General features: G+C 65.0%; 26 protein-coding genes and 1 pseudogene. 17 read left to right on the top strand and 10 right to left on the bottom strand.

Features of this window, described 5'->3' with window-relative positions:
• Positions 1 to 180 precede the first annotated feature (180 nt).
• The 3 genes from GEV26_RS00230 to GEV26_RS00220 all read right to left on the bottom strand — a co-directional run bounded on the left by GEV26_RS00230 (position 181) and on the right by GEV26_RS00220 (position 4,950).
• Entirely contained in the window at positions 181 to 1,917 is a 1,737-nt protein-coding gene (locus tag GEV26_RS00230; protein ID WP_153651200.1) for a bifunctional DNA primase/polymerase, read from the bottom strand.
• Between the two features lie 257 nt (positions 1,918 to 2,174).
• Positions 2,175 to 2,624 (bottom strand): hypothetical protein, encoded by a 450-nt coding sequence (locus tag GEV26_RS00225; RefSeq protein WP_153651199.1) that lies wholly within the window; start codon positions 2,622 to 2,624, stop codon positions 2,175 to 2,177.
• 796 nt (positions 2,625 to 3,420) lie between these two features.
• Positions 3,421 to 4,950, bottom strand: coding sequence for a glycosyltransferase family 61 protein (locus GEV26_RS00220; RefSeq protein ID WP_153651198.1), 1,530 nt, complete (start codon positions 4,948 to 4,950; stop codon positions 3,421 to 3,423).
• Positions 4,951 to 5,683: 733 nt separating this feature from the next.
• Between GEV26_RS00220 and GEV26_RS00215 the strand changes: the two genes are divergently transcribed.
• Both GEV26_RS00215 and GEV26_RS00210 read left to right on the top strand, forming a co-directional pair.
• Positions 5,684 to 5,953, top strand: a complete 270-nt coding sequence (locus GEV26_RS00215; RefSeq protein ID WP_153651197.1) for a putative toxin — start codon at positions 5,684 to 5,686, stop codon at positions 5,951 to 5,953.
• 4 nt (positions 5,954 to 5,957) lie between these two features.
• On the top strand, positions 5,958 to 6,551 hold the full coding sequence (locus GEV26_RS00210; protein ID WP_153651196.1) for a HEAT repeat domain-containing protein: 594 nt from the start codon (positions 5,958 to 5,960) through the stop codon (positions 6,549 to 6,551).
• Here GEV26_RS00210 and GEV26_RS00205 read toward each other — a convergent pair.
• On the bottom strand, positions 6,548 to 6,988 hold the full coding sequence (locus GEV26_RS00205) for a hypothetical protein (RefSeq protein ID WP_153651195.1): 441 nt from the start codon (positions 6,986 to 6,988) through the stop codon (positions 6,548 to 6,550). The genes GEV26_RS00210 and GEV26_RS00205 overlap by 4 nt on opposite strands.
• A gap of 500 nt (positions 6,989 to 7,488) precedes the next feature.
• Positions 7,489 to 8,094 (bottom strand): hypothetical protein, encoded by a 606-nt coding sequence (locus tag GEV26_RS00200; protein WP_153651194.1) that lies wholly within the window; start codon positions 8,092 to 8,094, stop codon positions 7,489 to 7,491.
• 343 nt (positions 8,095 to 8,437) lie between these two features.
• Between GEV26_RS00200 and GEV26_RS18195 the strand changes: the two genes are divergently transcribed.
• The gene (locus tag GEV26_RS18195) at positions 8,438 to 8,683 is read left to right on the top strand and encodes a ribonuclease domain-containing protein (RefSeq protein ID WP_153651204.1); all 246 of its coding nucleotides are present in this window, start codon (positions 8,438 to 8,440) and stop codon (positions 8,681 to 8,683) included.
• Complete coding sequence (locus GEV26_RS00190; protein WP_153651193.1) at positions 8,680 to 9,198, top strand: barstar family protein; 519 nt, start codon at positions 8,680 to 8,682, stop codon at positions 9,196 to 9,198. The genes GEV26_RS18195 and GEV26_RS00190 overlap by 4 nt, the downstream gene beginning before the upstream one ends.
• 3 nt (positions 9,199 to 9,201) lie before the next feature.
• On the opposite strand, the gene GEV26_RS00185 is transcribed toward GEV26_RS00190, so the two are convergent.
• Positions 9,202 to 9,417, bottom strand: a complete 216-nt coding sequence (locus GEV26_RS00185; RefSeq protein WP_153651192.1) for a hypothetical protein — start codon at positions 9,415 to 9,417, stop codon at positions 9,202 to 9,204.
• Between the two features lie 227 nt (positions 9,418 to 9,644).
• Here GEV26_RS00185 and GEV26_RS00180 point away from each other — a divergent pair, with 227 nt between their 5' ends.
• From GEV26_RS00180 to GEV26_RS00170, 4 genes and pseudogenes are all read left to right on the top strand, one after another.
• Complete coding sequence (locus GEV26_RS00180; protein ID WP_153651191.1) at positions 9,645 to 9,980, top strand: transposase; 336 nt, start codon at positions 9,645 to 9,647, stop codon at positions 9,978 to 9,980.
• Positions 9,981 to 10,172: 192 nt separating this feature from the next.
• Positions 10,173 to 10,691, top strand: a pseudogene (locus GEV26_RS00175) (IS3 family transposase); the annotation flags it as partial.
• Positions 10,692 to 10,889: 198 nt separating this feature from the next.
• Positions 10,890 to 11,276, top strand: coding sequence for a DUF6188 family protein (locus tag GEV26_RS18190; protein ID WP_424923847.1), 387 nt, complete (start codon positions 10,890 to 10,892; stop codon positions 11,274 to 11,276).
• A gap of 438 nt (positions 11,277 to 11,714) precedes the next feature.
• Complete coding sequence (locus tag GEV26_RS00170; RefSeq protein ID WP_243838669.1) at positions 11,715 to 12,206, top strand: DUF4265 domain-containing protein; 492 nt, start codon at positions 11,715 to 11,717, stop codon at positions 12,204 to 12,206.
• Positions 12,207 to 12,866: 660 nt separating this feature from the next.
• Here the strand turns inward: GEV26_RS00170 and GEV26_RS00165 are convergent.
• From GEV26_RS00165 to GEV26_RS18185, 4 genes are read right to left on the bottom strand one after another with little or no spacing between them, the layout of a single operon-like run.
• A complete protein-coding gene (locus GEV26_RS00165) occupies positions 12,867 to 14,288 on the bottom strand; it encodes a MinD/ParA family ATP-binding protein (protein ID WP_153651189.1) in 1,422 nt (473 codons plus the stop codon).
• 23 nt (positions 14,289 to 14,311) lie between these two features.
• A complete protein-coding gene (locus GEV26_RS00160; RefSeq protein ID WP_153651188.1) occupies positions 14,312 to 16,267 on the bottom strand; it encodes an endonuclease/exonuclease/phosphatase family protein in 1,956 nt (651 codons plus the stop codon).
• On the bottom strand, positions 16,267 to 16,692 hold the full coding sequence (locus tag GEV26_RS00155; RefSeq protein WP_153651187.1) for a hypothetical protein: 426 nt from the start codon (positions 16,690 to 16,692) through the stop codon (positions 16,267 to 16,269). The genes GEV26_RS00160 and GEV26_RS00155 overlap by 1 nt, the downstream gene beginning before the upstream one ends.
• Before the next feature lie 49 nt (positions 16,693 to 16,741).
• Positions 16,742 to 17,026, bottom strand: a complete 285-nt coding sequence (locus GEV26_RS18185) for a helix-turn-helix domain-containing protein (RefSeq protein WP_153651186.1) — start codon at positions 17,024 to 17,026, stop codon at positions 16,742 to 16,744.
• Between the two features lie 294 nt (positions 17,027 to 17,320).
• Between GEV26_RS18185 and GEV26_RS00145 the strand changes: the two genes are divergently transcribed.
• Genes GEV26_RS00145 through GEV26_RS00105 form a run of 9 tightly spaced genes read left to right on the top strand, consistent with a single transcriptional unit; the run spans position 17,321 to position 25,981 of the window.
• Positions 17,321 to 17,758 carry a DUF6668 family protein gene (locus tag GEV26_RS00145; RefSeq protein WP_153651185.1) on the top strand — a complete coding sequence of 146 codons (438 nt, stop codon included), beginning with the start codon at positions 17,321 to 17,323 and terminating at the stop codon, positions 17,756 to 17,758.
• Positions 17,759 to 17,766: 8 nt separating this feature from the next.
• The gene (locus tag GEV26_RS00140) at positions 17,767 to 18,057 is read left to right on the top strand and encodes a hypothetical protein (protein WP_153651184.1); all 291 of its coding nucleotides are present in this window, start codon (positions 17,767 to 17,769) and stop codon (positions 18,055 to 18,057) included.
• 10 nt (positions 18,058 to 18,067) lie between these two features.
• Positions 18,068 to 18,790, top strand: coding sequence for a DUF8175 domain-containg protein (locus GEV26_RS00135; RefSeq protein WP_153651183.1), 723 nt, complete (start codon positions 18,068 to 18,070; stop codon positions 18,788 to 18,790).
• The gene (locus GEV26_RS00130) at positions 18,790 to 20,019 is read left to right on the top strand and encodes a hypothetical protein (RefSeq protein ID WP_153651182.1); all 1,230 of its coding nucleotides are present in this window, start codon (positions 18,790 to 18,792) and stop codon (positions 20,017 to 20,019) included. The genes GEV26_RS00135 and GEV26_RS00130 overlap by 1 nt, the downstream gene beginning before the upstream one ends.
• Positions 20,006 to 21,511 (top strand): SCO6880 family protein, encoded by a 1,506-nt coding sequence (locus GEV26_RS00125; protein WP_194839797.1) that lies wholly within the window; start codon positions 20,006 to 20,008, stop codon positions 21,509 to 21,511. The genes GEV26_RS00130 and GEV26_RS00125 overlap by 14 nt, the downstream gene beginning before the upstream one ends.
• Complete coding sequence (locus GEV26_RS00120) at positions 21,442 to 23,091, top strand: ATP/GTP-binding protein (protein ID WP_424923846.1); 1,650 nt, start codon at positions 21,442 to 21,444, stop codon at positions 23,089 to 23,091. Before GEV26_RS00125 ends, GEV26_RS00120 begins: the two co-directional genes overlap by 70 nt.
• Position 23,092: 1 nt before the next feature.
• Positions 23,093 to 24,784: a type IV secretory system conjugative DNA transfer family protein gene (locus GEV26_RS00115; protein WP_153651181.1), complete on the top strand. Its 1,692-nt coding sequence runs from the start codon at positions 23,093 to 23,095 to the stop codon at positions 24,782 to 24,784.
• Positions 24,781 to 25,206, top strand: a complete 426-nt coding sequence (locus tag GEV26_RS00110) for a DUF4913 domain-containing protein (protein WP_153651180.1) — start codon at positions 24,781 to 24,783, stop codon at positions 25,204 to 25,206. Before GEV26_RS00115 ends, GEV26_RS00110 begins: the two co-directional genes overlap by 4 nt.
• Positions 25,207 to 25,231: 25 nt before the next feature.
• Positions 25,232 to 25,981 (top strand): hypothetical protein, encoded by a 750-nt coding sequence (locus GEV26_RS00105; protein ID WP_153651179.1) that lies wholly within the window; start codon positions 25,232 to 25,234, stop codon positions 25,979 to 25,981.
• The last annotated feature ends 65 nt before the right edge of the window (positions 25,982 to 26,046 follow it).

Raw genomic sequence — 26,046 nt, 5'->3', positions numbered from 1 at the left:
ACAAGAATTGTGCATATGGTAATCCACTTGTTTGTCGTTCTGGGTCACCCATACGTACCTACATATGGAGAACCATACGATCCTCACATTGGCGGGCTCACTAGTATTCGAGCGCGTGCGAGCGCGCTGTCACCCCTTCACCGCGCATACGCAACGCCCATGCGCGAGGCCTGGGGCGGCTCAGGCCGCTGAGATCGGGGTTTCGGCGATCAGGTGCGCGCCAAGGACATCCTCGAGCATGTCCATGAGCGTGAAGGACTCATCCGGCGGAGGTGGGGGAGGAGCGCTCGCGTCATACGTTCCCACCGACGCGTCAACGGTGCCGAGACGAATGATGCCGAGGAAGGCCCAGTAGGCCTGACGTTCCGCCCGGTAGCGGTCGATCTGCTCTTTGACCCGTTCCAGGACACCAAATCGCTCGGCGAGCTGTTCGAGGTTCGCCTCGCCGATGACCCACTTGTTGTTTTTGCGTATGGCCAGGCCGAATGCCTCCAGCAGTTGAAGTGCTTCGTGCGCCGAGCTGACTCCTAGCCGTGAAGCGATCGCGACTTCCCGCCCGGAGAGCGGTTCGTCGGTTTGCTCCAGTGCCGCATACGCGAAGGCGGCGGTAAGACCCAGGTCCCGGAACGCCGCTCGAATCCCGTGGATTTTGCCGCGTTTCCAGGTGCGACGCCCAGCTTCGTCAGCCAGGGCGCCGGGAACGCGCAGCGAGTACGTGTGAGCGACGACGCCGGATGCTTCCTGCACCAGATCGATCAGTGGGTCGTCCTCTGCAGCGAGTCGTTTGAGGATCTTGCCGACGGTCGACTGGTCGAGGCCGGTCGCGACAGCCAAGGACCTGTTACCAAATGAGATCACGGTCGACCCAGTCTTCTGAGCAGCCTCAGCCACAGCTAGCAGTACCGCGCGGGCGCCTAGGTCGTCGTGGCGATCCTCGTCGAATGCCAGGTCCACCGCGTTCACCCACGTTCTGATCTGCTCGTAGGTGCCCCCCGCGTGTGTCTTTGGTCCCCTTGTGGTGCGTACGTGAACATCTTCTTGACTCGATGCTGAGCGACGCCGTTTTTCGAATTCGACGGCGGACTTCCAGTCCCGTAGGAGCGCCCCGTGGCGCGACTGGGGCCGGTATCGGGCGTAAAGGGATGCCAGGCCGGGCCAGGTGCCGTTCTCGAGGCGGACGGCGACGGCTGGCAGGTCCCAGCCGGCGGCGACGGCGGACCAGATGACAGCTTGGCGGGCCTCGGAGTGGGTGGAGTACCGCGCTGTGTCGTAGTCGCCGGTGCGGGCAATCTTCTGGTAGTTGGCATCCGGGGCGATGTGCTGACCCAGGGGCCGCAGCTGCGCGACGGGCTCGGCGACCGGAAGCGTCTCGCCGGTGACGGCGTACTCGCGTCTGTCGCTGGGGGAGAAGGCCACCTCGGCGGCGAATCGTCGCCATGCCCCCGGGGTGGCGCCGTGTTGGCAGGCCTCCCAGGCCGCGGTGGGTGAGCCGATGAGTTCTTGGTGGCCGCCGGTCTTGTGCCGGCTTCCAGGGGGCCGGATGCAGCCGCTGCTTAGACCGAGCATGGGCATGGGGTCCAGGGTCGGCGTGCGTGCTTCCAGGGCTCGGGCCACCTCGGAGGCGTCGTGGAATGGCAGTGGTTCGGCCATGGGGATGTAGATGTGCATGCCGCCGTTGGGGGAGCGGTCGGCGAAGTGGGGCAGGCCCAGCCGGCGAAGGGTCGCCGTCAGCGTCGTGTAGTCGCGTTGTACCGCGTCGGGGCCTCCTTTGGAGGAGTCCAGGTCGATGCAGAAGGTGCGTGCGCAGCCGGCGTTGTCGTAGATCAGCACAGCGGCCGGCTGATTGGGAAGGTCGTCGCTGATGCGCCGTTCGCGGTGCAGCGGGTACGTCTTCCCTCCGTCGCGCGACACCCGCATGCGGCCTTGTCCAGAGATCTGTTTGGCTAGCGATTGCCAGGCGACCTGTGCGCTGCGACACGCCGCGTCGTCGGAAGTTTCCGGGTACGCCAAAGCAGCGCGTGTTACCGTGGGCATCAAGAAACCCCCTAGCCAGTGGTTTCGTAGAGAGAAAGTCTGGGAGGCGTCGCCAACCAGCTGATGTGGACCGACTCACTAGCCGCCAAGCTCAAGTCGGTAAAGCTTTAAAGGCCCGCACCGCCAAGTGCGGGCCTTTGCTATGCGGAGCTCGCCATGGGCAGCTCCCTTTGGTAATCGGTAGCCAGTGGGCCATCCCAGAAGTCAGGTCGCCCGTGGGCGTCGACATCGGTGCGGCCGAGCATCAGGTCAAGAACCTGTCCTTGGGATCGACCCAGTGCATCCGCGACCGTGTCGATGCGGTCTTTTGCGGATGAGTCGATGTGGACGTTGAGCGCCACGGTCAGTTTGCCGGTGCCGCGGGTGCGCCGCTGTCGGCCGCTGCCGGCGTCTGGTCCGGTGCCGGCGAGGGGGGCCGTCTGTGTCAGGTCCGCGTGGTCGACGATGAGATCGAGCACCTGCCCTTGAGAGCGCCCGAGTGCGTCGGCGACACGGTCGATCTTCGTCTTGGTGATCGGGTCGACGTGGACGTTGAGCGCGACGGTGGCTTTACCGCTGCCTCGCGTTCGTCGCTGACGTGTGCTCCTCATGTGAATAACATAGTTGTAGTTCTACATGTGCGGCCATGTTCGCGCCTGCGTGTCGAAAAGATTCTTGTAGAACTACAAGTCGCTCGCGGCAACCGAGCAGCCTGGCGCTATGAAGATGCACGGCCCTATCCGGGTTTTCCGATAGGGCTTCACACTTCTTCATGCGCGTGAGGCTGACAGTCCGTTCAACCCTGGTTCAAGGAACACGGTTGCTCTTCGGATCGTCGTCGGCTCGAGCACCCGGCGGGCGTGACGGACCGCGACGACGGCACCCTTGGCGCGGGCGCCCGATCCGTCCGGCTGCCGACGACAGCCTCGCTGTCTAGGGCGGGAACGTCTCCATCCCAGCTCCTTGCCCGATCGCGATTTTGCCGAGGCATGGTCTGGGTCGCGGCGTGAATGTCGACGCTGACGATGATTCCGCAGTGATTCGCAACGACGGACATGCGAGTCGCCTTGAAGGGAGCGGGCGTCGTGACCGCGTCGGCCCGTGAGAACGTCACTACGAGACATGTTTGTAAGGGCTACAGCCCGAGAGTTGAGCAAGCCTCCATTCATGCCGTCGCCGTGGTGGGCGCACGGTGCCGACCCTCCCGACTCGACGACAGATCCCCAGAACGCAACCTGCCAAGGGGCCAGGTGACTCATGAGGCACGTCGAGCCAGAAGAGCCGGTACCGCCGTGCCAGCCAGCCCCGGGCCAGCCATCCCAGCCGCTCACAGGCTATTCACTTCGCAGGTCGGGCTCGAGCCGGACTCAGATCCGTCCTGTCCAATCCGGCAACCTCCGGCGGCCGTCAGATAACTCTCATCAGCGCTGCCTGGTGTTGTGCGAGCGGAAATTCGAACCCGGAACGGTAGGCGTCGACCGAGAAGCCGGAGGGGGGCTGCTGCAGTTCCGGAGGCGCCCAGAAGTAGTGAAGTTCGTTGCCATTCACGGATGCGATGAGGTACTCGTTGGCTGCTACATAACTCCGGCTGGTCAGAATGAGTATCTTCGCGGTGGAGTTGAACATGGCATTGAACAACGCGCTACCCCCAAACCCCGCGATAACCTTCGCCGCGGCAAAGGTGTGGACCTGTTCGGCGAAAGAGAGTTTCTCGGGGAGAAGAACCTTGAAGCCGTTCTGTGCAAAGAACGATTCGACTTCCGGAGTGTTGCTGCAGGTTCGTTGTGACTTGCTTCGGCGCGACAAGAAGATCTTCTCAGGGCGAAGGAGCGGCGTTGGGTCCACGCCGACCCCTGCTCCAATCGCCGCCCACGTGTTGTGGATGCCAGCGTCGATGTACCGCGGGTTGACCAATTGGGGCATGGCAGCCACCAACCTCTCGACCCGCACGGAATCCCCTTCCTCAACGAAAAGGATCTTGTCGAGCGGCACGTTGAGTGCGCTCAGCACATCTCGTTTCCACTGGGGGAGCGGCGCCTTACCCGCCTGACGGGTCATGACGGGGCGAAGGTCCGGGTACATCTTCGAGGCGACCTGCCAACCCCAGTGGCGAGAGATGGTCTCGGTCATGAGATGCCCGAAATGGGTGGGGAAGGCTGAGTCGAGGCTGTAGAAAGTTCCTGCCTCTGACTTGGCTCGGCCGGCAGTTACAGCCTCAAGAAGCCGTGCATACGACCGCGAGCCAGGTTGGATTCTCTTGTGCAAAAGACTCTTGTTCTGCCAATGACGATATGTATCAGGCAGAATAAAGTCATTGCGAGTCAGAATTTCTCGCATGTGGCAAGTGGCGTCGTTGTATGCGCGGACTGTGAGCTCGGGTACGTGGATGGTGCTCGGCTTACGCGCCTCCGATGGCTCTCCATGCATGATCAGGTCTGCGCGCGACTCGAAGGTGTATTCCGCTTGGCGGGTAACGATTTCACCCCAGGCGGCCCCGTAGCGACTGCTCAGGACTTCTTCGACGTCTGTATGCCGAAGTACCGCGAGGTGGTCTCGTTGCTTGACCACGGCCTGGGGACGACGGTTTCGCTCGAGGGAGACTGAGTCGCGTAGCTCCTTCTTGACACGTTCCGACGCGACTGAGTCGGTACTAAGCGAGCGTCCTGCGGCATCGAAGCGGTTAGTCCAGCTGCGGCGAGCACCCACTGCGATATACAACCCGCCCCGGGGCAGCACCCAAATCATCTCCCGTGCGAGTGCTGTCCGGTCGCCCTGCCGTGTGGCATCAACGATCACGTCCGGGCGCGAACGACGCTTGGCTGCGAAGACAGCTCTTGATGGGTCGCCATGGATCGACACAAACGTAGTGTCCGCTGAGACCAGACGACGACGGACGCCTCTTTCGAAGACAGGGTTTTCGATGTCGGTCAGAACCATGACCGAGAGGCTTCCGAGAGGTCTGCCGAGGCGGTGGGCGACCTTTCGGAGCTGGCGTGCAGTCGCGAGTCCAGCAACTAGCCTCCGGGGTGTGGCCTTCCCAAGTTTGGTCACGACAACACTCCATCCGGCGGGCGCCCCTTGCCCCAGACGCTTGGGCCTCGACGACGTTCACGAAGGCTACAGGCGTTCCGGCGCGAGGCGTCTTCAGAAACGCCACTTGGCGGTAGCACCTGCTCGACCGCCCGTAAGCGGCAGCGCGGCAGACTTCAGCGGAGGGCCAAGTTTTCGAGTAGGTCGCCTTCGTCGACAACTGCCAAATTTCTTTAAGCGGTGCGGTAGTAGACCCCATTTTTTCGTGGCGTTCCCCTGCGGTCAGTCCGAAGTTGAGGCGTACCTGCTCCGACGAATCCGGGCGATACACGGCTATACCTTCGGGCCCGCAGTCGTCGATGTCCGACGGGAGGCTCTGCTTGACGGACGCCGCGCTGACCATCTTGGGATCGGACTGCCAATTGGTGCTTTGAGGCTCGACCGGCGTCTGCATGTGGAGGTATGTGTTGTCCTGTCCGTGATCACCGGTGATTGCGCAGAAACGGTTCGCGTAGAAGGTGAACCCTTGCCACGTCTGCCCGCCTTCGCCGTTGACGCGCAGGGCATCTACCTTCGCCGCCCACTCCAAGACGGGGATCCGGAGTAGCGGAACAAGTCGTCCGAGCGCGAATCTGAAGCAGTGTTGCGCCCGGCGATGGACCGAATTCCGTCTGCGAGCGGCAGAGCGGCCTACCGCATCCCCGACGAGTTGAACTCGTCGGTGCTCGGCGAGGTCAAGAACGTCGGCCGCCTGAGCTACACCAGCCAGCTGCGTGATTTCACGGCTTACGCGCAGGCGCACAGCTTGACGTTCAACCTCTACGTCAGAGGTTCCACGACGTTCTCGAAGCCGCTGCAGAACATGATCGACTCGGGTGTCATTACACGAGTCCCGAATCTGGGACCATGATCGCGTGACAGCAGTAGAACCCCCCGCGCCTGATGAGGGGCCGATCCTGGCGAGCCTGGCAGAGATTGGATACGTCGTCGGTTCGCTCGCTGAGCTCCGCCATTCTGGAGTGCGCTACCGGACGGCGATTCCGGTCTTGGTCGCCGCATTGCCGGAGGTCTCAGAGACGAAGACCCTCATGGAGGTTGTGCGCGTGCTGAGTGTGCCGTGGGCGAGGCCCGCAGCGACTCTGCCTCTGATCGAGTACTTTCGCAGCGTCGAGGACGAAACGGAGCTCGGCGTGCGCTGGGCTGTTGGCAACGCGCTCGACGTGACATGGAGCGACGACTACTTCGACGAACTGGTGGAACTCGCACGCGATGGTTCCTTCGGTCGCAGCCGCGAGATGGTCGTGCTGGGCCTTGGTCGATCGAGGAAGCCGGAGGCCGTCGAGGTGCTCATCGAGCTCCTCGACGACCCCACCGTTAGTGGTCATGCGGTCAAGGCCCTTCGGAAGCTCAAGGCGCCAGCTTCCCGCCCAGGCTTGGAGCGGATGTTGGACGACGATCGGGCGTGGGTGCGCAAAGAGGCGCAGCGCGCGCTGGCGGCGTTGGACTAGCCAGCCGGCCAGATGAAGGCGGTGGCCGCACTCGCCTGCAGGTTCCCGTAGTCGATGCCGCGTCCGAACTGGCGGGCCTTGTAAGGAAGGAGGACAGTGAGGGAGACGCGTTCGGAGTGTTCGAGGGTGACGCGGACGGCGTCGCTGTTCGTTTCGGGCAGGCGGATGTGGGCGACGATTGCGGCCGCGCGCAGATTGTCCCGCTCGTCGGAGAGCGTCGCGATCAGCTTGGTGATCAGGTCCGCTGATGCCGGCTCGTCGCTACCGATGTCCGCGGCGACCATGCGCTGCTGGCCGTCAGCGTCGACCACAACTGCGTAGGGGTCGAACTCGCCGTGCGCGTCGAGCTGTTGCTGGGCGAATCCCAGCGCAGGGTCGAGCAGGCCGTCGAGATCGTCCTGTGCCTGCTGTGAGGCGGTGCCGCGCCAGTAAGCCATACCGATCAGCTGGATTGGCCGCTGAAGGCTTGGCGTGCGTGGTGTCGGAGGAGGGCACTACGCAGCCGGGGACCCAGTGAACAATTCTGACCCCAGCGGCATGTGTTCGGAGAGGACCTTGCGGACTCAGTTGTCGACCACCTGCCAAGCATCGAGCTCCACGTCTCTGTCAACTGTTTGGTGTCTTACGGAGGTCACCTCCTCGCCACGGGGTCCTTACTCGCAGCCCCCTTCACTGGAGGCACGACCGCCCTGGTTGCCGCGGGCGTAGGATATGCGTTCTCCGCTTACGGGACGGCAACGGCGTGTTGATTACGAAATTGAGAGAACTTTCTCCCGGCTACAAGCTGCTCGTTTCTTGTGCCGCCCTCGCCGCAGTCCTGTCAGTGGTACGTATCGGACTCTCTGCTGGGGGGGGCGGAACGGGCGGCCGCGTGCGTCTCTGCACTTGCCTTCGTTGTCCTGGTCCTGGCGTTGGTTCGTGCCGGGTCGCGCCGATCTCATCCTTGATCTTGTTGCTCCGGATGACGAAGCGCGCTCCAAGCGTCGTTGACACCTCCGGCACCGACTCCTCTAGTAAGTGACAGCTGTCCCGATCTGCGGGGTCGAAACGTCTCCACCGAGCCCAAACCCGCGCCGGATGCCGGGATCAATGCTGCGCTTGGGGTCGGCGTCATCCTCTTGGCCGTGTGCGCCATCGAGGACTGCTGCATGTGGAGGTATCTGTTGTCCTGTCCGTGATCACCAGTGAGTGCGTAGAAACGCTTCGCGTAGAAGGTGAACCCTTGCCACGTCTGCCCGCCTTCGCCGTTGACGCGCAGGGCATCCACCTTCGCCGCCCACTCCAAGACGGGTATCCCGGACAGCCCGCGAAGTTTGTAGACTTCAAGTCGAGTGGTTGGTTCTTCGGGCGTCGCTCCTTTGATCGCAAGACGTGCGAGTCCGTCGCCGTAGTCGTAGACGTGATCGACAGAGCACGTGATCTGTTGGCTACCGGAGTAGCGGAACAAGTCGTCCGAGCGCGAATCTGAAGCAGTGTTGCGCCCGGCGATGAAGCGGAAGCATGCCAGTTTGGTGCCATACAGGGAACTCTGCGTTGTACTCAAGCCAAATGTAGGACTCGCCCCCCATTGGCTCGACGCCAATCCTCAACGGGCACTTGTCCAACCCTTCGTCGGTGGGTGACCTCTTCGTCAGAACTTCGTTATAAGGCCGGCCGTTGGCGGCGGCCTTCGGAGCGACGCCTCTTCAGGATTTGACCGACAAGTTGACAGGTCCCGAGCGGGACACGCTGAATTACCAGCGCGGCGAGGTTCTAGGTTTGCTGGCCACCCTTGCTGCTGGCGGACCCGGACGGGCTGGTGCCGCTGCTACGAGTGAACGTGCTGCTGGCGTTGACGCAAAGAGCGCAGACCACATCCTGCCGATTGGGCCTGCTTCGAAGAAGACCTGGTCGGTTCTGGACCGGATCGATGCGAAGGGTGCACCGCTACCGGGGTACAAGAGCGGCTCGGTCTTCAGGAACTCGGAGGACCGCGTGCCGGAGGGGTTACTTATCGTGAGTGGGAGGTCAATCAGTACACTAAGGGTGTCAACCGTGGCGCCGAGCGGTTGGTTACCAGCAGTGATGGATCGGCCTATTTCACGGGCGATCATTACGGCAGCTTCATGCTTGTTCGGGGGCCGACTAAATGACCGACGTTCGCGCGTTGCTGAAGGTAGATCCGGAGTTTCGGCCTCTCCTTCTCGAAGGTGACCAGCAGGCGATCGGGTCGGCTGTGGTCGGCTGGGTGGAGTCGGGCCTGACCGCCCGGATCTTGCGCGGTCGCAAGATGCGCACGGTCAGCGGGCTCTTCGACGAGTTCGCGGCCGCGCTGCAGTTCCCGCTCTACTTCGGCGAGAACGAGGATGCTTTCAACGAGTGCATCGCCGAACTGGAGACCTTGCCCGCGGGCGAGGGCTACGTCGTGACGATCACAGACCCGGACCAGGTCCTCGCGCACGCAGGGCCTGAGGCGCTCGGCTGGCTTGCTCGAGCGCTGGAGTCTGCGGCCGAGGAATGGAGCCAGTCCGTCGAGCTTGGCGAATGGTGGGACCGTCCGCCGGTCCCGTTCCATGTCGTGCTCGCTGGGGAGAACGACGCGATCGCGTTGGCCACCCGTCGATGGTCAGGTGCTGGGTCCGTGCCGGTGCCCTTCGGACAGGCCTGAGCCTCAGCCCGCTCCGCCGGTGATGAGGCGGAGTTTGGCTTTGGTGACGAGGGCGTCGATGACGTTGGTGATGGTGTGGCGTTCTTCGTCGCTGAGTTGGTGGAGGTCGGTGAGGCGGGCGTTGACGGCGCTGCTGGGCGCGTTCAGTGGCCGTCGTTCGGCGGCGTCGAAGAGCAAGTAGTCGACGGTGACGTTGAAGGTCTCGGTCATGCGGATCACGACTTCGAGCCCTGGGGCGACCTTGGAGTTCTCATAGCCAGTTGGCCCGCGACGGAACCCCGAGCAGCGACCCCAAATGGGCCACAACCCGGGACGCGATCCACGGACTGTTCGACGCGATCCACGCACCCACCACACGCGGCCGATGATGTCGCTTGACCTGACCTGTCCCGGATTTTCCGGACACCAATGTTGGAGCAAGGATTGCTCCGAGCGAGGAGTCTGGAATGCCTGCAGCAAAGCCCGAGGAGTTCCGTCGTCGAGCAGTCGAGCTTGCCCGGTCCGGCGATTGCCCTGTGGCTGAGATCGCGAAGGATCTGGGAGTCAGTGAGTCCGGTCTGCGCCGGTTGACGGCTCAAGCCGAGGTCGAGGCCGGCGACCGTCCCGGTCTGACGAAAGACGAACGCTCAGAGCTGGTGCGTCTGCGTCGCGAGAACCGGGTCCAGGTGATGGAGATCGAGATACTGAAACGTGCGTCGGCCTATCTCGCAAGGGAGAACGTCTTCCCAACAGTGGGTTCCTGCTGGTCCACGAACTCGCCGACGACTTTCCTGTCGCGGTGATCTGCCGGGGTCTTGGGCGTTTTGACCTCCGGCCACTACGAGTGGCTCAATCGGCCACCGTCAGCACGAGACGTCGACGTGCCCACTTGCTGAACACGATCCACGACATTCACGCCCCGTCGCGACAGACCTACGGGGTCCGCCCCGTCCATGGGCAGATCCCCGGCGGTCTTCTAGGACCACGTCAAGCGCGAGTTCGTCGCTGACGCGCCCGTCAAGTTGTGGGTCACCGACATCACGCAGCACAGGACCAGCGAAGGGTGGGTCTACTGCGCGGCAGCGATCCACGTCTACTCATGCGGTTGCGTCGGGTGGTCGATCGCTGACCACCTGCGCACCGAGCTGGTCGTCGACGCGATCGACATGGCCAGGTGGCGTCGCAAACCGGCACCAGGAACGGTGGTCCACTCCGACCTTGGAGCGCAATTCACGTCGTGGCGGTTCGGCAATCGGCTCCGCGAGGCCGGGCTGATCGGCTCGATGGGAAAGGCCGCCTGCGCCTACAACAACTCGCTCAGGGAGTCGTTCATCGGCGCGATGCAGGTCGAGCTCCTTGACCGCCGTGACTGGTCGACCCGGGCCGAGTTAGCCATCGGGATCTTCGAGTGGATCGAAGCGTTCTACAACCCGACGAGGCGCCACTCATCGATCGGTTACCTGAGCCCGATCGAGTTCGAATCCCTTCACACCGCCGCCGACAAGGCGGCATGATCAACACACGAGAAGAGTCCGGAAAACTCGGGACGTGACCCAGTCCGCGTGATTGGGAGCAACTGAGCGATACCCCAACGGCTATGTAAGGTTCTACAACCCGAAGGGCCAGCCCATCGGTGTCAACGGGAAACCGGGCTCTCGGCCGGAGACCCATATCCTGCGCAACTCAGGCGACGGATTCGAGCTTCCGGAGGGGTGGTAGCAGTGCAGATTGATATCGGCACGCGTCGCATCGAGGAAATCGACACCGAATATGCGGTCACTTTGATGTTCTCGGGAGGAGTCCAGATCCGAATTGAGGGGTCCTTCACTATCTCAGGTACGGGCCGCGCACCGACAACCTTCGACCCCCAGAACCTCGGGACGGACCAGGGTCTGCATCGGGTCATCGGCGGTGGCACTGTCGAATTCGCGACCGCCGACGAGAACTCCGGGTCGTTGGTAGTCACTCTCAGCGGGGGGATCATCTTGCGGGTCGCTGCAGATCCCGACTTTGAATCGTGGACTGCGAGCTGGCCGGATGGGAACACGGTCGTCTCAATGCCGGGAGGCGGACTGAGCTGCTGGGGTCCGCGGCCGTAAGGGAGGTTCGGCGGTGGTGGGTCTGTTCATCGCAGACGTCGCATCCTCGCGGTTCTGCCCATCTCTGCGTCCCACTGATGGGTAGACCTTCTTCCTCCTAGTCGCTGCAAACTCTGTCCCTTCCGCACAGCCGAGCAGGGATTCACCGACGCTCCATGCATCAGCACCCGGGGCATCACGGTTAGCCGCAGAACCTCTGGACCGCCCTCACTGCCCTTGATGACTGCTGAATCGCGGGGGCGTTGGGGCCATTTGGCGGTCGGCGTTTGCGAGCGAGCGGTCGGCCGGCATTGCATCGAAGGCCTTCCCGAAGATCAAGCCAGGTGCCACTGGTGGCGCGACCGCTGGCAAGAGGTTTCCACCATCGGTGAGAAGCGATACGCTCGCGGATAGTGCCCGGGACTACCCGGTAAATCCGCCACCGTTCCATCGCGGGCAGTGGCCGCCGGAGTGGTGGTGATGGAATTCATGTCTTGGGGCGAAGCAACCCATCGAGACCCGACTTGGCGGCATCGCTCTGACTTCATCATTGCGATCGAGATCGACCCGGGGGACACCGGAATCACAACTGAGCAGCTATGGGCGCGTAAGCTCGATGAGCGACACTTTGAGCTATGCTGTATCCCCTTTTTCGCCTATGACTTGGCGCTCGGCGATGTGGCGGAGGTTGACGACGACTTTCTCGTGCGGCGTGTGACGACTGCCTCCGGGCGGTATGTGTTCCGGGTTCACTTCGATAACGAGAATTGCGGGCTGCGAGACGACGTAGTCCTGGCCCTCGCCGAGCGAGGTGCGCTTGTGGAGTGGTCATCAGCAAGCATGTTCGCCGTCGACGCCCGCGATGCACTCCACGGCCAGGCGATCGCTGCCTACCTCCAAAGCGAAGAGAGCCAGGGTCGACTGATCTATGAGACCGGCAAAACGGGCTAATCCCTGTACAGGTGCGCCCAACCCGTCGCGCTTGGTGGCACAGGCGCGGATTCCATGAGGTTGATGACGCAGCGCGTTCGTCGTCAACCTGATTGAGTGCTTTGCGGTGCCAGCGGATGCTGGGGCCGGCGGGGCAATGCGGCGAGTTCGCTGAGATCATGACTCGGGGTCAGTTCGCGTCGCACATCGAAGACGTCGTCGCGACCGGACAGATGAGACCCCTCAGGCGCGGCAGGAGTGCCTATTGGCAAGACAGGACTGTCGTTGTCCGTAATCCGAGAGCGCCCGACGGCCTCCGGCGTTTCGATCGACCAATGATTACGACTATTTCCTGAGTGTGCCATGAAACGGATTCGGACGATGAGATTAATTCAGAATGAGGATCCATGGATCGGTGACGAAGAAGTCTCCGATGATGAGGTCTTGCTTGCGGCGACTCGAGACGAACTGATCACTTTGGCCGGAGCGATCAATGAGGCACTTGGAAGTAGTCGACGAGTGGGAGTTCGATGCGCGGCTCGGCGTGACTCGCGAGCAGGCGATAGCGCTGCGGTCTCAGATTGGGGAGGTGCTTCGAGCGGTGGTTCGTCCCGAGTAGCGTTTAGCTGGCTTTGAATCGCACCCCTCATCAGACCCAGTGCGATTCAGGCCGACCGTTTCCTACAGCCCCTTCGCGACGGCAGCCGTCGCGCGCAGCCACGCGCGCTTGGTGTCGTTGTTGAGGGCGTCGAAGTGGATGACGCCAGAGACGAGCGCTTTGTCGTAGGGGATGGTCACGACTTCGCGAACTAGGGGGCGGAAGTCCTTGACGATTCGTTCCATGTTCGGGTCCTTGCCGGGGGTGCGCTTGCTGATGACGGCCACGGCGTTCTGCGCAAGCTTGCGGGAGTGCTCGTCCCGGTTCGACAGCGCTTCGAGCATCCGGGCGCCGGCTTCGGCGGTGTCTTCGACGTTGGTGCAGGGCACGACGAGTTGTTGGGAGTGTTCGATCATGGAGCGCCAGTTGACGGCGCGCTCGTTGTTGCCTGAATCCATCATGATCAGCCGGTAGTACTTGGCGGCCACGCGGTGGATCGCGTCGACCTCTTCTCCGGAGACTTCGTGGGAGCCGTCGACGGACTGGTCTGAGTGCAGGACGTCGAACTTGTCTTCGGGCTGGTGGTGCGCGAAGTAGGACATCTCGGCGGACTGGGCGCCGGTGCCGAGCAGCTTCTCTGCTTGGGGGAGCAACTCAAGCACGGTGTTGTGGTGCCCGGACTGTTGGGTGCGCCAGGCCAACGAGCCGCGGGTCTCATTGTTGTCCCACGCCAGGACGCCAGCGCCGCCGTAGCGAGCGAACACCGCGGCGAGCATGACGGTGGTGGGGGTCTTGTTCGCTGACCCCTTGCCGTTGGCGATCGCGATGGTGCGGGGGCCGGGCCAGTGGCGGGAGACCTGCTTGACGTCGTCGCGCCACAGCAGTTCGCTGGCGCCGGGGTCTAGGCGCATGCCCATCTTGTTGAAGGTTCCGCGCCAGCCCTGCTTGGCCGGCTCGAGCACGGGGCCTTCGGCGATGAACGACTTTCGTTCGTGGTGCCGAGGAACATCGGGGCCGGCGAGCTGCTGAGCGCCCGCGGGTGCGGCGACGGCGGCCGGGGCAGCGACGACGGGCACGCGGGCCGGCCGGGGGGCCGCATCCGTCGTCGGTGTCGCTGACGCGGCCTGGTTGATCAGGATGGCCTCTGTGATCGGCGCGGAGTCGTCGGTGTTGCTGGGCGCGACGGCTGGCGCCGGATCATCGGCGTCGGGCTCCAAGATCGGCCAGGAGCTGATCGGGTCGGCTTCGTCGTAGTAGGTGCCGTCGGGGGTCACGATGAGCACGGCGACGTGGTTGTCCGCGGTGCGGGTGGTAACCCGGATCGAGCGGTTGAGATCGGCGCCTCTGGCGACGCCCCACAGGTACGTCAGGGCCTTGCTGCGGGCGTCTCCGGCCTCATCGGTGTAAAACATTTGGCTCACGCCGAGCAGTTGGACTTCCACGGTGTCTTCGGCGTGGAAGTGCGCCGTGATGTTGGGGAAGTTCGGGATGGTTTCCACGGTCATGATGGGGTGCCTTTCTGGTGGGTTTACAGGGGTGCGCCGAGCGGGAAGACCGGTGGTGACCAGCCCAGGTAGCGGCCGTTGCCACCCATGGAGGACATCGGTGTGAGGTCGATGCAGCCGGGTCGGATGTAGTCGTTGGAGAACGCTTTGCCGTTGCCGGCGTAGACGGCGATGTGGCCGGCGGGGTCGGATGAGTTGAAGTACACGAGCGCCCCGGCGGGGATCTTCTTGTCGGTGCTGATCAGGCCCTTGGACTGCATGAGCCGGTACTGCGCTTTGGCCGTCGGGGTGCCGGAGCTGGCGTAGCCATAGACGCGGGCGACGAACTCGAGGCACCGGCGGCGCCAGGTGCCGCCGCGGACCTCGTTGGTGCACGACGCATCGCGTGCGATGCGGGCGGCCTCGTTGAGCGCTTCGGTGCAGTTGCGCGGGGTGCTGAGGTTCCCGAAGTCGCAGTCTGCGCCCGACGCCCACACCGCATTGGTGGCTTCGCCGTCGTTGCAGCCGGGAGCAGCACTGAAACCCGCTTCGGCGGGGGACTGGCCAGTCACGGATGCGACGACCTGGACGGCGTCGTCCCAGAACTTCTCGTAGTGGTTGGGGTCGGCGTTGCGCTGCACCCGGTGCGCGGCCATGGTCGGCTCAAGATCGGCCCACCCGTCGACCTTGAGCAGCGCACGGTAGAACAAGGTGGCACTGGCTGTGGGGTCCATCCGTTCGGCCAGTGAGCCCCAGCTGTTGCGCTGCTGGAACAGTCCACGGCTGTCCGGGCCGGCTGCGTCGCCGCGGTTCAGGACGGTCAGGCTGGACTCGCCCATCGCGGTCATCACCGCGATGGTCTGACCGCGCTGGTTCACGCCTGCCGTCTTGCCAGCAGCGACAATCGCGGCGGCGTTCTTGAGTTGAACGCCCTTCCACCTGCCCACCGAGGTCGCCGCAGCGGACGGTTTCGCGGTCGGCTTGACGACCGCAGCCGCGGGTGACGCATCGTCGGCCGGTGCAGTGGTGGACGGCGCACTGGTGGACAGTGCACTGGTGGCCGTGGTGTTGGTGTCGGGTTTGGTGGGGTTCGCCGGCTTGGTCCCGGGCAGCGCGATCGTGGCCATGATCGGGTTGTGGTCGCTGATGAACGGTGCGACGTAGCGGTCGCCGGTGGCGTTCACGATCTGCTGCCAGGAGGCCACCGTCGTTTGGGACGGGACGTAGATGTGGTCGGTCTGGTTTCCGTTGCGTTCGACCTTCGCGGTCGCTGAGCGGTCGCGGGCAGAGTTGACGTTCTCGTTGAGCTTGTTGGCCGCAATCTCGACGGCGTCGCGGAGGCCGGCGTCCCTCATGACCGCTGCGGGCGCGTCGACGTTGCGCGACTTGTTGGAGTTGAAGTCGCCCACGAACACCAGCGGAGCGTCAGCGCCAGAGACGGCGCGCACCTTGGCCAAGCCGTCGATCATCTGGGAGCGGCGCTTGGCGTCGGCGGACTTCTCAAACGCCAGGTGCACGTCCACGACGGTGAACGTCACCCGGTCGGCCTTGGTCCGCAGCTTGGCCCAGGCCATGCCATGGGTGCCGCCGAGGCCAAATGAGCCGGCTTTGACGAGGTCGAACTTGCCCGGCTTGTAGAAGATGTAGCGCCCGATGAACGGGGCCTTGTTGTTGCCGCTCGCGTATCCCAGCGAACCGAACCCCTGGAACGTGAACGGGCGCTTCTTCTTGCCCCAGCCGCCCTCCTGGACCGCCAGAATGTCCGGCGAGATGCGCCCGACCTGCTCGACCGCAGAACCGCTGCGCTGGTCCCATTGCCCGCACGAGCTCGCGCACACGTTCCACGACATGATCGAGACCGCGTCACTGGTCGGCCCGGTCGACGACGCCAGCGCGGGGTCGCAGTCGGATCCTCCGAACAGCAGGGGGATCGCGACGACCAGCGCCATGATCATGGTGACCGGGGTCGTCAGGGCCACCCACCCTTTGGAGGCGCCCATCACTGCAACCGTGAGTAGTCGCCGGGAAAGATGATGTTCTCCGCGACCCACCGCCCGGGGATGGACGTTCTTGACAGGTCGACGCCGAACTTCCCGCCGGTGGTGGGGAAGGTGATCGTGACGACGTGCGGGTTGTCGTTGTTGGACTCCACCCCGGCGCCGGTGATCTTCAACTTCGGGATGTTGATCGGATCGGTGTAGGCGTACTTCTGCTGGCCCTCAGGGCTCAGCAACGGTTTGAGCTCAGCCCACCACTGCTCATAAGCCATCGTCGGCCGCGACCACGTCATCAGCAGCTTGTTCGCTGCCAGCTCGGCGGCGGTGTGGCTCTGTTGGTCCCAGGTCGCGACCGGTGACGCAGGGGGCGGTGTGGCACCGGTCCTGGGGTTGTCGCTGTCGCTGTCGCCGCTGGTGCACCCGCTCACAACGATGAGCGCTGCAGCGACAGCCGCAAGGCCTCTCAGGCCGGCGGGCTTACTCCTTGGGCTCTCTGGGAGCAGCGTTGGAGTTCGAGTGCCAGCCTTCGTCGACCCAGGCTTGTAGTTGCTCGCGGTCGAAACGGATCGTACCTGCGAGTCTGCCGTGCGGGATTCGTCCTTCTGCACACCATTTGCGAATGGTCTTGTCGCTGACACTCATGAACTTCGCAACCTCGACGACCGTCAGTAGATCGCCCTCAGTCGGTTCAGGTACTCGCGGACTCACGAGGGGGGAGTGTTTCACGCATCGACCTTCACACACCCCCCTGCGAGTCGTCATAGCGAATCAGGCGAAAGCACGTGAATTACGTGTTTGATCTGAATCTAGCCTATAGAGCGAGATCGGAGTAGTGTCCCGACCAGAAGAACTAGTTCGTTCGAACTATGCGGCCCGCGGAATCAGTTAAACACAGCAGGCGGACATATGGGAGACCTTGTTATGAGCAATCCGTGGCTACCGGCGCCTCCGGAAACGCTGGACTCACCGGAGGAATCGGCCCAGCTGATCGTGCCGACGGGTGCGAGCGCCCCTCAGCCCGCCATTACGCCGCCGGAGGCGTCCGAGCAGCTGCCGGTGTGGTCGACGTCCACACCGGCCCGGGTCTGGGTTGTCGGCACACATGGCGGCTCCGGGGAGACGACGCTCGCCAAGCTGCTGGGGGGCACCGCGACCGACCACCGGTGGCCGTCGATCAGTCCGCAGCCCCCCGTCGTTCTGGTCGCGAGGACCCACGCGGCCGGACTTGCAGCTGCCCAGCTGGCGATGCGGGCGTGGGCCGCCGCCGAGACCCCACACGTGCGCCTCATCGGGCTGGTCCTCATCGCTGACGCGCCGGGAAAGCTCCCCAAGCCATTGGCCGATCGCGCCGAGATCCTGCGCGGGGGAGTGCCACATATGTGGCAGATCCCCTGGGTCGACGCCTACCGGCTCGACGTCGACCCCACGAACCCACCACGTCAGGTCCGCAAGGTCCTCAACGAGCTCGACACCGTCATCGCCACCACCCACTAGGAGTCACCATGCAGATCCTCGCGACCCTCCCGGACCTGTTGTCCACACTGCCCCTCGCCGTGCCCGACCCCGGCAGCGGCGAAGCCCCACCCGGCTCCGACGGCCTGGTCACCATCCTTCGCTGGGTCTTCTACATCGCCTCCGCAATGTGCGTGCTCGGTGTCCTGATCGCCGGCGGAATGATGGCCGTGTCAATCCAGCGCGGCTCAGGCGGCGAACACGTCTCCCGCCTCGGCTGGGCCCTCGGCGGCTGCATCGTCATCGGTGCCGCGTCCGCCCTCGTCGGCGCACTGCTCTAAGGCGGCAGCGATGAGCGACACAAACGAACCCCGCGACCGTCGCCTCATCGCGTCGGCCGCACTCATCGGCCTCATCGTCATCGCCGGCATCGTCCTGGTGACCTTCCGTCTCACTGGCGGCGGAGACGAAGAGGGCCCCAATGCGGGACCCGCCCCGAGCGCCACGCCAGCGGGCTCCGCCGGCGACCAGCGTTCTTCGTCCGCGTGCGGGCTGCCGGACAGCCAGGACACGGCCCTGACGGACGCTCCGGACGCCGAATGGAAGATCTTGGGGACTTCGGCAGTCCCGCAAAACGAATCGACGGGGCCCGCGCAGGTGGAAGACGACATCCCTCGTTGCTTCGCGCGCTCACCAGAGGGGGCGCTGTTCGCCGCGACCTGGCTGACCGTCCTCCTGAACGAGCCGCGATTCGCGAGCGAGGCCCTTGTGCGATCACGAATGGTTCCTGGCCCTGCCCTGGACGCCTTCCTCGCAAGCGACGACGGCGGTGCTACCACCAAGATTCCGGCGCAGATCGCAGGATTTCGTATCGAGGACTACTCGCCGGATCGCTCAACAGTGAGCGTGATCGCTCGCCTCACCGACGGCCCCGACTCGGGAGGACTCCTGCAAATTGTGATGACGATGGTGTGGCAGGAAGGTGACTGGAAGTGGGAGCTTTCGAGCGCCGGCATCCAGGGAAATGCGGTTACGTCTCTCAGCGGCTTCGTGCCGTGGAGCGGGGTGTCGTGATGGCCATCCCCAACCCCATCGACGTCGTGAAGGACAAGGTCGGCGACGTCGCCGGTGGCGCGGCGTCTTCGGTGGCGGGGAGTGCGATCGACAAGTTCGCTGAGGCGGTTTCGGAGGCTGTGGGCGAGTCGGTGAAGTCGGTGGCGACGATCTGGACGAAGGTTCCGACTGTCGGTCTGGGCTCGGGTGAGACGGCCACGAAGCTGCAGGACAACTTGTTCTGGTTCGTTGGCTTCGCCGCGGTGTTGAGCGTGATCATCGCCGGTGCGCGCATGGCGTGGGAGGCCAGGGCTCAACCGCTGCGCGACCTTGGGCAGTCCCTCATCACCTTGGTGCTGGTCACCGGTGGCGGGCTGGCTGTGCTGCGTCTGGTCGTTGTGGCGGGCGACGAGTTCTCAACCTGGCTGATCGGCGGCGCCGGGGGCGCCGACTTCAACAAGAAGATGACCGGAATGCTCGCCGCAGTCACGACCACCGGCGGCCCGCTGGGCGCAATGCTGGTGATCCTGGTCGGCCTCATCTTGATTCTCGCGTCTATCGCTCAGATCGTGTTGATGATCGCCCGGTCGGGGATGCTCGTGCTCCTGGCCGGGATTCTGCCGCTGTCTGCGGCTGCGACGAACACCGAGTCCGGCAAGCAGTGGTTCCAAAAGACGGTCGGCTGGATGATCGCGTTCGCGCTCTACAAGCCCGCGGCCGCGCTCGTGTATGCGGCCGCGTTCGAGCTGTTTGGTGACTCCAAGGACCTCATGGGCGCCCTGACCGGCATGACGATGATGGTCTTGGCGGTCGCGGCGCTGCCGGCGCTGATGAAGCTGTGCGTGCCGCTGGTCGGTGGCCTGTCGGGCGGCGGCGGTGGTGGTGGCGCTGGTGTGATGGCCGCCGGCGCCGTGGCCAGCCACGCAACGGGCGGCGGACCCACGGGCGCGATCTCGCAGCCTTCGCAGTCACCGGCCTCGATGGGCACGCCGGGTAGCCGCGGGTCCTCCGGGCCCTCTGGTGCTGCCCTTGGTGGCAGCGTGCCGGCGATGAGCGCCGGTGGCGGCGGCGGTGCGCCCAGATCAGGTGGATCGGGCGTGGCGTCTGGTGGCGGTGCCGCTGCCAGCGGCTCCAGTGCAGCAGCCGGCCCCGTTGGCGCCGGAGTCGCTGCCGCAGGCCAAGTCATGACCAAGGGCAAGGAGGCGGCCAGCGAGGCTGTCGGAGACGGGGGACCGGATGGAAGCAAGTAACGAGGCCGCGAAGGTTCGGACGTACGGCAACTTTCGACGCCCCGAGTCACCCGGTATCGGCCCTTTGGGCACGATCGGGACCGGTGTGGTGTTCGCTGGCATCCTCGGCCTGATCGTGCTGATGACGTTGCACCAGCTGATGGTCGCCGCTGTTTGGACGATCCTGGTGGTGATCGTGCTGTCCCTGATGATCGTCAAGGACTCCCACGGCCGCTCGGGCCTGCAGCGCCTCGCCAACCGGATCGGTTGGCGACGCACCAAGAGCCGCCGCCAGCACGTTTACCGTTCCGGTGTCCTGGGCCGGACCGGCTGGGGAACGTTCCAGCTGCCCGGGCTGCTCGCGCAGACCAAGCTCACCGAGCACCACGACTCCTACAACCGTCCTTTTGCTGTGCTGGAGACACCGTCGGTCGGCCACTTCTCGGTGGTCATCGGGTGTGAGCCCGATGGCGCTTCTTTGGTGGACCAGCACCAGATCGACTCCTGGGTGGCCGCGTGGGGCGACTGGCTCGCAGCGCTCGGCCACGAACTTGGTGTGGTGGCGGCCGCGGTGACTGTGGAGACCGCGCCAGACACCGGCGCACGCCTGCGCCGCGAGGTCACGGGGCGGATCGACCCGAACGCACCCGAGCTGGCCAAGACGATGCTGGGCCAAGTGATGGACAACTATCCGGTTGGCTCAGCACAGGTCCGGGCATGGGTGTCGCTGACGTTCAACGGCCGCACCTACGCGGGCAAGAAACGCAACGCTGACGACGTGGCCCGCGATCTCGCAGCACGTCTGCCGGGCCTGACGCAGACTCTCGCAGCCACGGGTGCGGGACCGGCCAGGCCGGTCGACGCGCAGACACTGTGCGAGATCGTCCGCGTCGCGTACGACCCGGCCGCGGCCGCCCTCATCGACGACGTCCACGCCGGCGGTCACGCCCCGAACCTGTCGTGGACGGACGTCGGACCCACGGCTACGGAGACGGGCTGGGACTACTACCGCCACGATGGCGCGTTCTCGCGCACCTGGGAGATGACATCCGCGCCCAGAGGTGAGGTGTTCTCCTCGGTGCTGACCCGGCTGTTGTCCCCGCACGGCGAGGTCGACCGCAAGCGAGTCACCATCATCTACCGGCCGTTGGACTCGGCTAAGGCTGCCCGAACCGTCGAAACCGACAAACGCAACGCAGACTTCCGCATCGGCTCGTCCAACCGGCCCTCTGCTCGAGCTGTCACGTCAGCCAGGTCGGCGGCATCGACCGCGGCCGAAGAGGCCAAGGGCGCCGGGCTGGTCGACTTCGGCATCCTCATCACCGCCACCGTCACCGACTCCGACCGGATGCCCGATGCCCGGGCGGCGATCGACAACCTCGCCGCCACCGCAAGGCTCGTGATCCGACCCGTCTACGGGTCCCAAGACACCGCATTCGCAGCATGCCTACCGCTGGGCCTTGTGCTGCAATCGCATCTGCGGATTCCCGTCGAGATCCGGGACGCGATGTGATCCGGAGACGGCGGCGCCGCGACACCACCGCGACGGCGGCCGAAGACCTGAGCGAAGCGCAGAAGGGTGCGGACGCCAAGGCCGCGAGAGACCTGGCGAAGAACCCCACCCGCCCGGGTTCGCGTGGCTGGGCCGGCAGAGCTGCCGGGGGAGTGTCCTACCTGCAGGCACCCACGGAGTGGCGCGGCACAACCGTGCAGGTGTGCGGCCTGTGGCCCTACGCCGCCGGCTCCGGGTCACCGATGGTCGGTGTCCCGCTTGGCCGCAACATGCTGACCGGCGGCACCCTGTGCTGCGACCCGATCAGCTGGTTCCAGCGCGCCAACCTCATCTCCAACCCGTCCGCGTTCGTGCTCGGGCTGCCCGGCCTGGGCAAGAGCAGCCTGGTGCGGCGGATGGCGCTGGGCCTGTCAGGTTTCGGGGTGAACCCGATGGTCTTCGGTGACCTGAAACCGGACTACGTTGACCTGATCCGAGAGATGGACGGACAGGTCATCGACCTTGGGCGTGGACGCGGCGCGATCAATGTCCTCGACCCGGGCGAAGCGTATGAGGCAGCTGAACGGCTCACCGGCGCCCACCGCCAGCAGGTTCTTGCCGACGCGCACGGCCGCCGCCTCACGATGGTCGGTGCCCTCATCACCATTTTGCGAGCAGAACCCCCCACCGATCGTGAAGAGACGATCATCGACCGGGCGCTGAAGATCCTGGACGAGCGGCACGATGGCATTCCGGTGCTGGCGGATCTGCTCAAGGTCATCCAGGACGCCCCCGAGGACCTGCGTCACGTGGCCCTGGACCGGGGCGACATCAACCGTTACCGCGACATCACCGAGGGCCTGGAGGCGACCCTGATGGGTCTGACGTCGGGTGGGCGGTTCGGGAACATCTTCTCCCAACAGACCACCGTCCCGATGAAACGTGACCGGCCCGTCGTGTTCGACATCTCCTCGATCGACGACTCCGAATCGGACCTGCAGGCCGCCGTCATGCTGGCGTGCTGGTCCTACGGCTTCGGCGCCATCAACGTCGCCCACGCACTGGCCGATGCCGGACTGGAGCCGCAACGGAACTACTTCGTCGTCCTGGACGAGCTGTGGCGCGCGATCCGCGCCGGAAGGGGCATGGTCGACCGCGTCGACGCCCTCACCCGGCTCAACCGCCAACGCGGCGTCGGCATGGCGATGATCTCCCACACCATGGCCGACCTAATGTCGCTGCCCGACGAGCACGACCGAATGAAAGCCCGCGGCTTCGTCGAGCGCGCCGGCATGGTGCTATGCGGGGGCCTCCCGCAGTCCGAGATGCCACGGCTCAACGAGGCCGTGATGATGTCCCGCGCCGAAGAGCAAATGCTGGTCGGCTGGTCAGCCCCACCGTCATGGGACCCCCAGTCCGGCCGAGAAGCCGAACCACCCGGACGGGGCAAGTTCCTGGTCAAAGTCGGTGGACGTCCCGGCATCCCGTTCCAAGTCGCCCTGACCGACGTCGAGCGGGCCGTCAACGACACCAACAAACGCTGGCACGACGCCATCGAACCCACCGACGGCAACAGCCTCCTAGGAAGCCAGGCCATCTGACATGTCCTCCACAGCCCGCAGAACCGGCACCTCCGGTGTCGACCTGGGCCCCGCCTTCGGGCTAGCTGCCGCGCTCACGATCCTTGCCGCCGCAGGAGTCCTCTGGGCTGTGCTGCACGGCGCGGCACACCTGGATGACAAGCCCGCGCCGCCGTCCAACCCGGCCAAGCTCGTGATCGGACTGTTCGACGGAACCGTGCAGTGGACGTCGACGGCAACCGAGCTCGCGGCAACGGCCGCGGCGGCCGTCCTGATCCTGATCGTCCTGGTGCTGTGGCTCTTGCTGCGCGGGACCGGGGGCCGCCAACTGATCGACAAGTCCGATCAACATCTGGCCCGGGGCAGCCGCCTCGGCCCGCTTGGTGAGTCTGAAGCCGGCAAGATCGCCAAACGACTCGGCGTCACAGCTGGCCCTGGGGTCCCGGTGGGACAGACCATCAAGGGCAAGCGCACGCTCTACCGGTCCTGGGAAGACGTCATGCTCGTCATCGCCGGCGCCCGCATCGGCAAGACCACCAGCTTCGTCATCCCCGAGATCCTCGGTGCCCCCGGCGCCGTGCTGACGACGTCGAACAAAGATGACGTCGTACGGACCACCCGCGCCTACCGCGACACCATCGGGACCACCTGGGTCTTCGACCCCCAAGGTCTCGTCGGCGAGCCGTTGACCTGGTGGTGGAATCCGCTGTCGTACGTCACCGATGAGGTCAAGGCACGCTCCTTGGCCGACATTTTCGAGGCCGCCTCACACGACCCGGACGCGAAGATCGACGGCTACTTCGGCCCCAAGGGTCGAGATCTCCTGGCGAACCTCCTGCTGGCGGCCGCCGTGTCTGGTCAGGACCTTCCGCAGGTCTACCGGTGGTTGACCAGCCCCACCGACGACACCGCAGCAACCGTGCTCGAGCACAACGGCTACGACCTGATCGCCGCCGCCGTGCAGGGCGCGATGTCCGCCGCTCCGGAAGAGCGCAGCGGCATCTACGGCAGCGCCGAGCAGATGGCCTCCTTCATGCTCAACCGTCAAGCGATGGCCTGGGTGACGCCGCCCGGACGTGGACCACGCCGCGAGTTCGACCCACACGCCTTCGTGCGCTCGAGCGACACGCTCTACTCGCTGTCCAAGGAAGGACAGGGCTCAGCTGGGGGACTGGTCGCCGCTCTGGCGGCCGCAGTCTGCGAGGCGGCCGAGGACCTGGCCAAGACCCAGCGCAACGGCCGACTGCCCGTGCCCATGCTCGTGGTCCTGGATGAGGCCGCGAACGTGTGCCGGTGGAAAGAGCTGCCCAACCTGTACTCCCACTACGGCTCGCGCGGCATCCTTATCTCCACCTACCTGCAATCCCCGGCTCAAGCACGGTCGGTGTGGGGCGTCGACGGCTTCGAAAAGCTCAAGTCGACGGCCAACATCAACGTGTACGCCGGCGGTGTCGACGACATCAAGTACCTCGGTGAGCTCGTGCAGGCGATCGGCAAATACACGCACGATCGCCCCTCGGTCAGCCACGGCAAGAACGGCCGCACCGTCAGCCGCCAGGAGCAGTCCGACGACATCTTGGACGTCGCGGATCTGCGGGCGATGCCCCGCGGCCGCGCCCTCGTCCTGGCCTCCGGCACCCGCGCCGCACTGATCCGCACCACCCCGTGGATGGCCGGCCCCCACGCGGGCGCCGTCAAGGACGCCCAGTCATGACCACGGGCACCGGTTGGGAAGACACCGACGAGGCTGATCCCGGCGCCGATGTCGACGAGCAGCGGCCGCGGCTCTACTACGGCAGCCTGCCTGAGTTCGTACGTGAGTTCTTCGTCCCGATGTTCCCCCGCGACGTCAAGCACACCCCCGGCATCACATGGTGCCCCCGTTGGTGGGAGCACCCCGAAGCCATCTACCGCCTCGAGAGCCTGTGGCGATCCTGGGAGCATCTGCGCACCGATCCCGCCCTCGGCAGTTCCACCTGGTTGCGCGACCACCTCGACCACCACTTGCCGATCCTGCTGGCCGACTCCGGCCCATTCAAAGGGTGCTCAATCGACAACGGCCACTCCACCAACCGCCACTACGTCTTCCCGATCGAGGAACCCCCCGAAGGCCTCTACGTCGACGAGAACAACTAGTACCTCCGCCACCTAGGAGCACACGATGAGCGAACAGCCAGACGAGACCAGCGAGATCGTCCGCGCCGGGATGCGGGCAACCATGACCGTGGCCGCGCAGGCCGCACAACGCGCCATGCGCGCACGCGAGCAGCAGCAGCGCGAACGCCAAGCGCAGTCCCAGCAGCGAGCCGCCGAGCTACAAGCGCGTCATGACGCCGAACGGTCTGCCGCCGTGGCGGCACTGAGCCCAGTCAGCCGCGACGACTGGTGGGCCACGGCACGCCCGCAGGACATCGCGGACATGTACGAGACCGCTCACACGTGGGAGGACCTCGACCCGGCCGCACGGGCGGCCGCCAACAGGATTCGCCGTGAGGTCGACACCCACTACGGCATCGATCCGTCCTCGCTCGACCGCTCCAACGACCTCAACCACGACTCGCTCTCAGAGCGCGAGCAAGCCCGTCTCGACAGCGACGCCGCCGTCGCGATTTCCGCGGACGCGGCCGCAGAGCGCGTCGAGCACGAGGGTGCGGACACCGCCTACGCGTCCGCTTCCCAAAGCCGTGCAGACGCGCTCTGGGATTCGTCCGGCCGGCGAGAAGACACCGTCGCATCGCTCGAAGGCGTCGCCTCAGCCGAAGCCGTCAGAAGCTGCATGCTCGCTGACACCGGCCAAGGGGCGCGTGCTCGCAGCGCGGTCGGCCCGCGTACTGCCCAGAAAATCCTACCCGTGGCCACGTCCTCCCTTCCCGGAATCGCACCGCACCAGACCCGAAAGGCACGCCACTAAGAGTCCATCGGCGAACAACCCGATGCGCCACAACGCACAGCCGTCATTGCGCCTCCGGGATTGAG

This window comes from Aeromicrobium yanjiei (assembly GCF_009649075.1).
In the GTDB taxonomy this organism is placed as follows: Bacteria; Actinomycetota; Actinomycetes; order Propionibacteriales; family Nocardioidaceae; genus Aeromicrobium; species Aeromicrobium yanjiei.
This window is presented reverse-complemented; position numbering and strand designations above follow the sequence as displayed.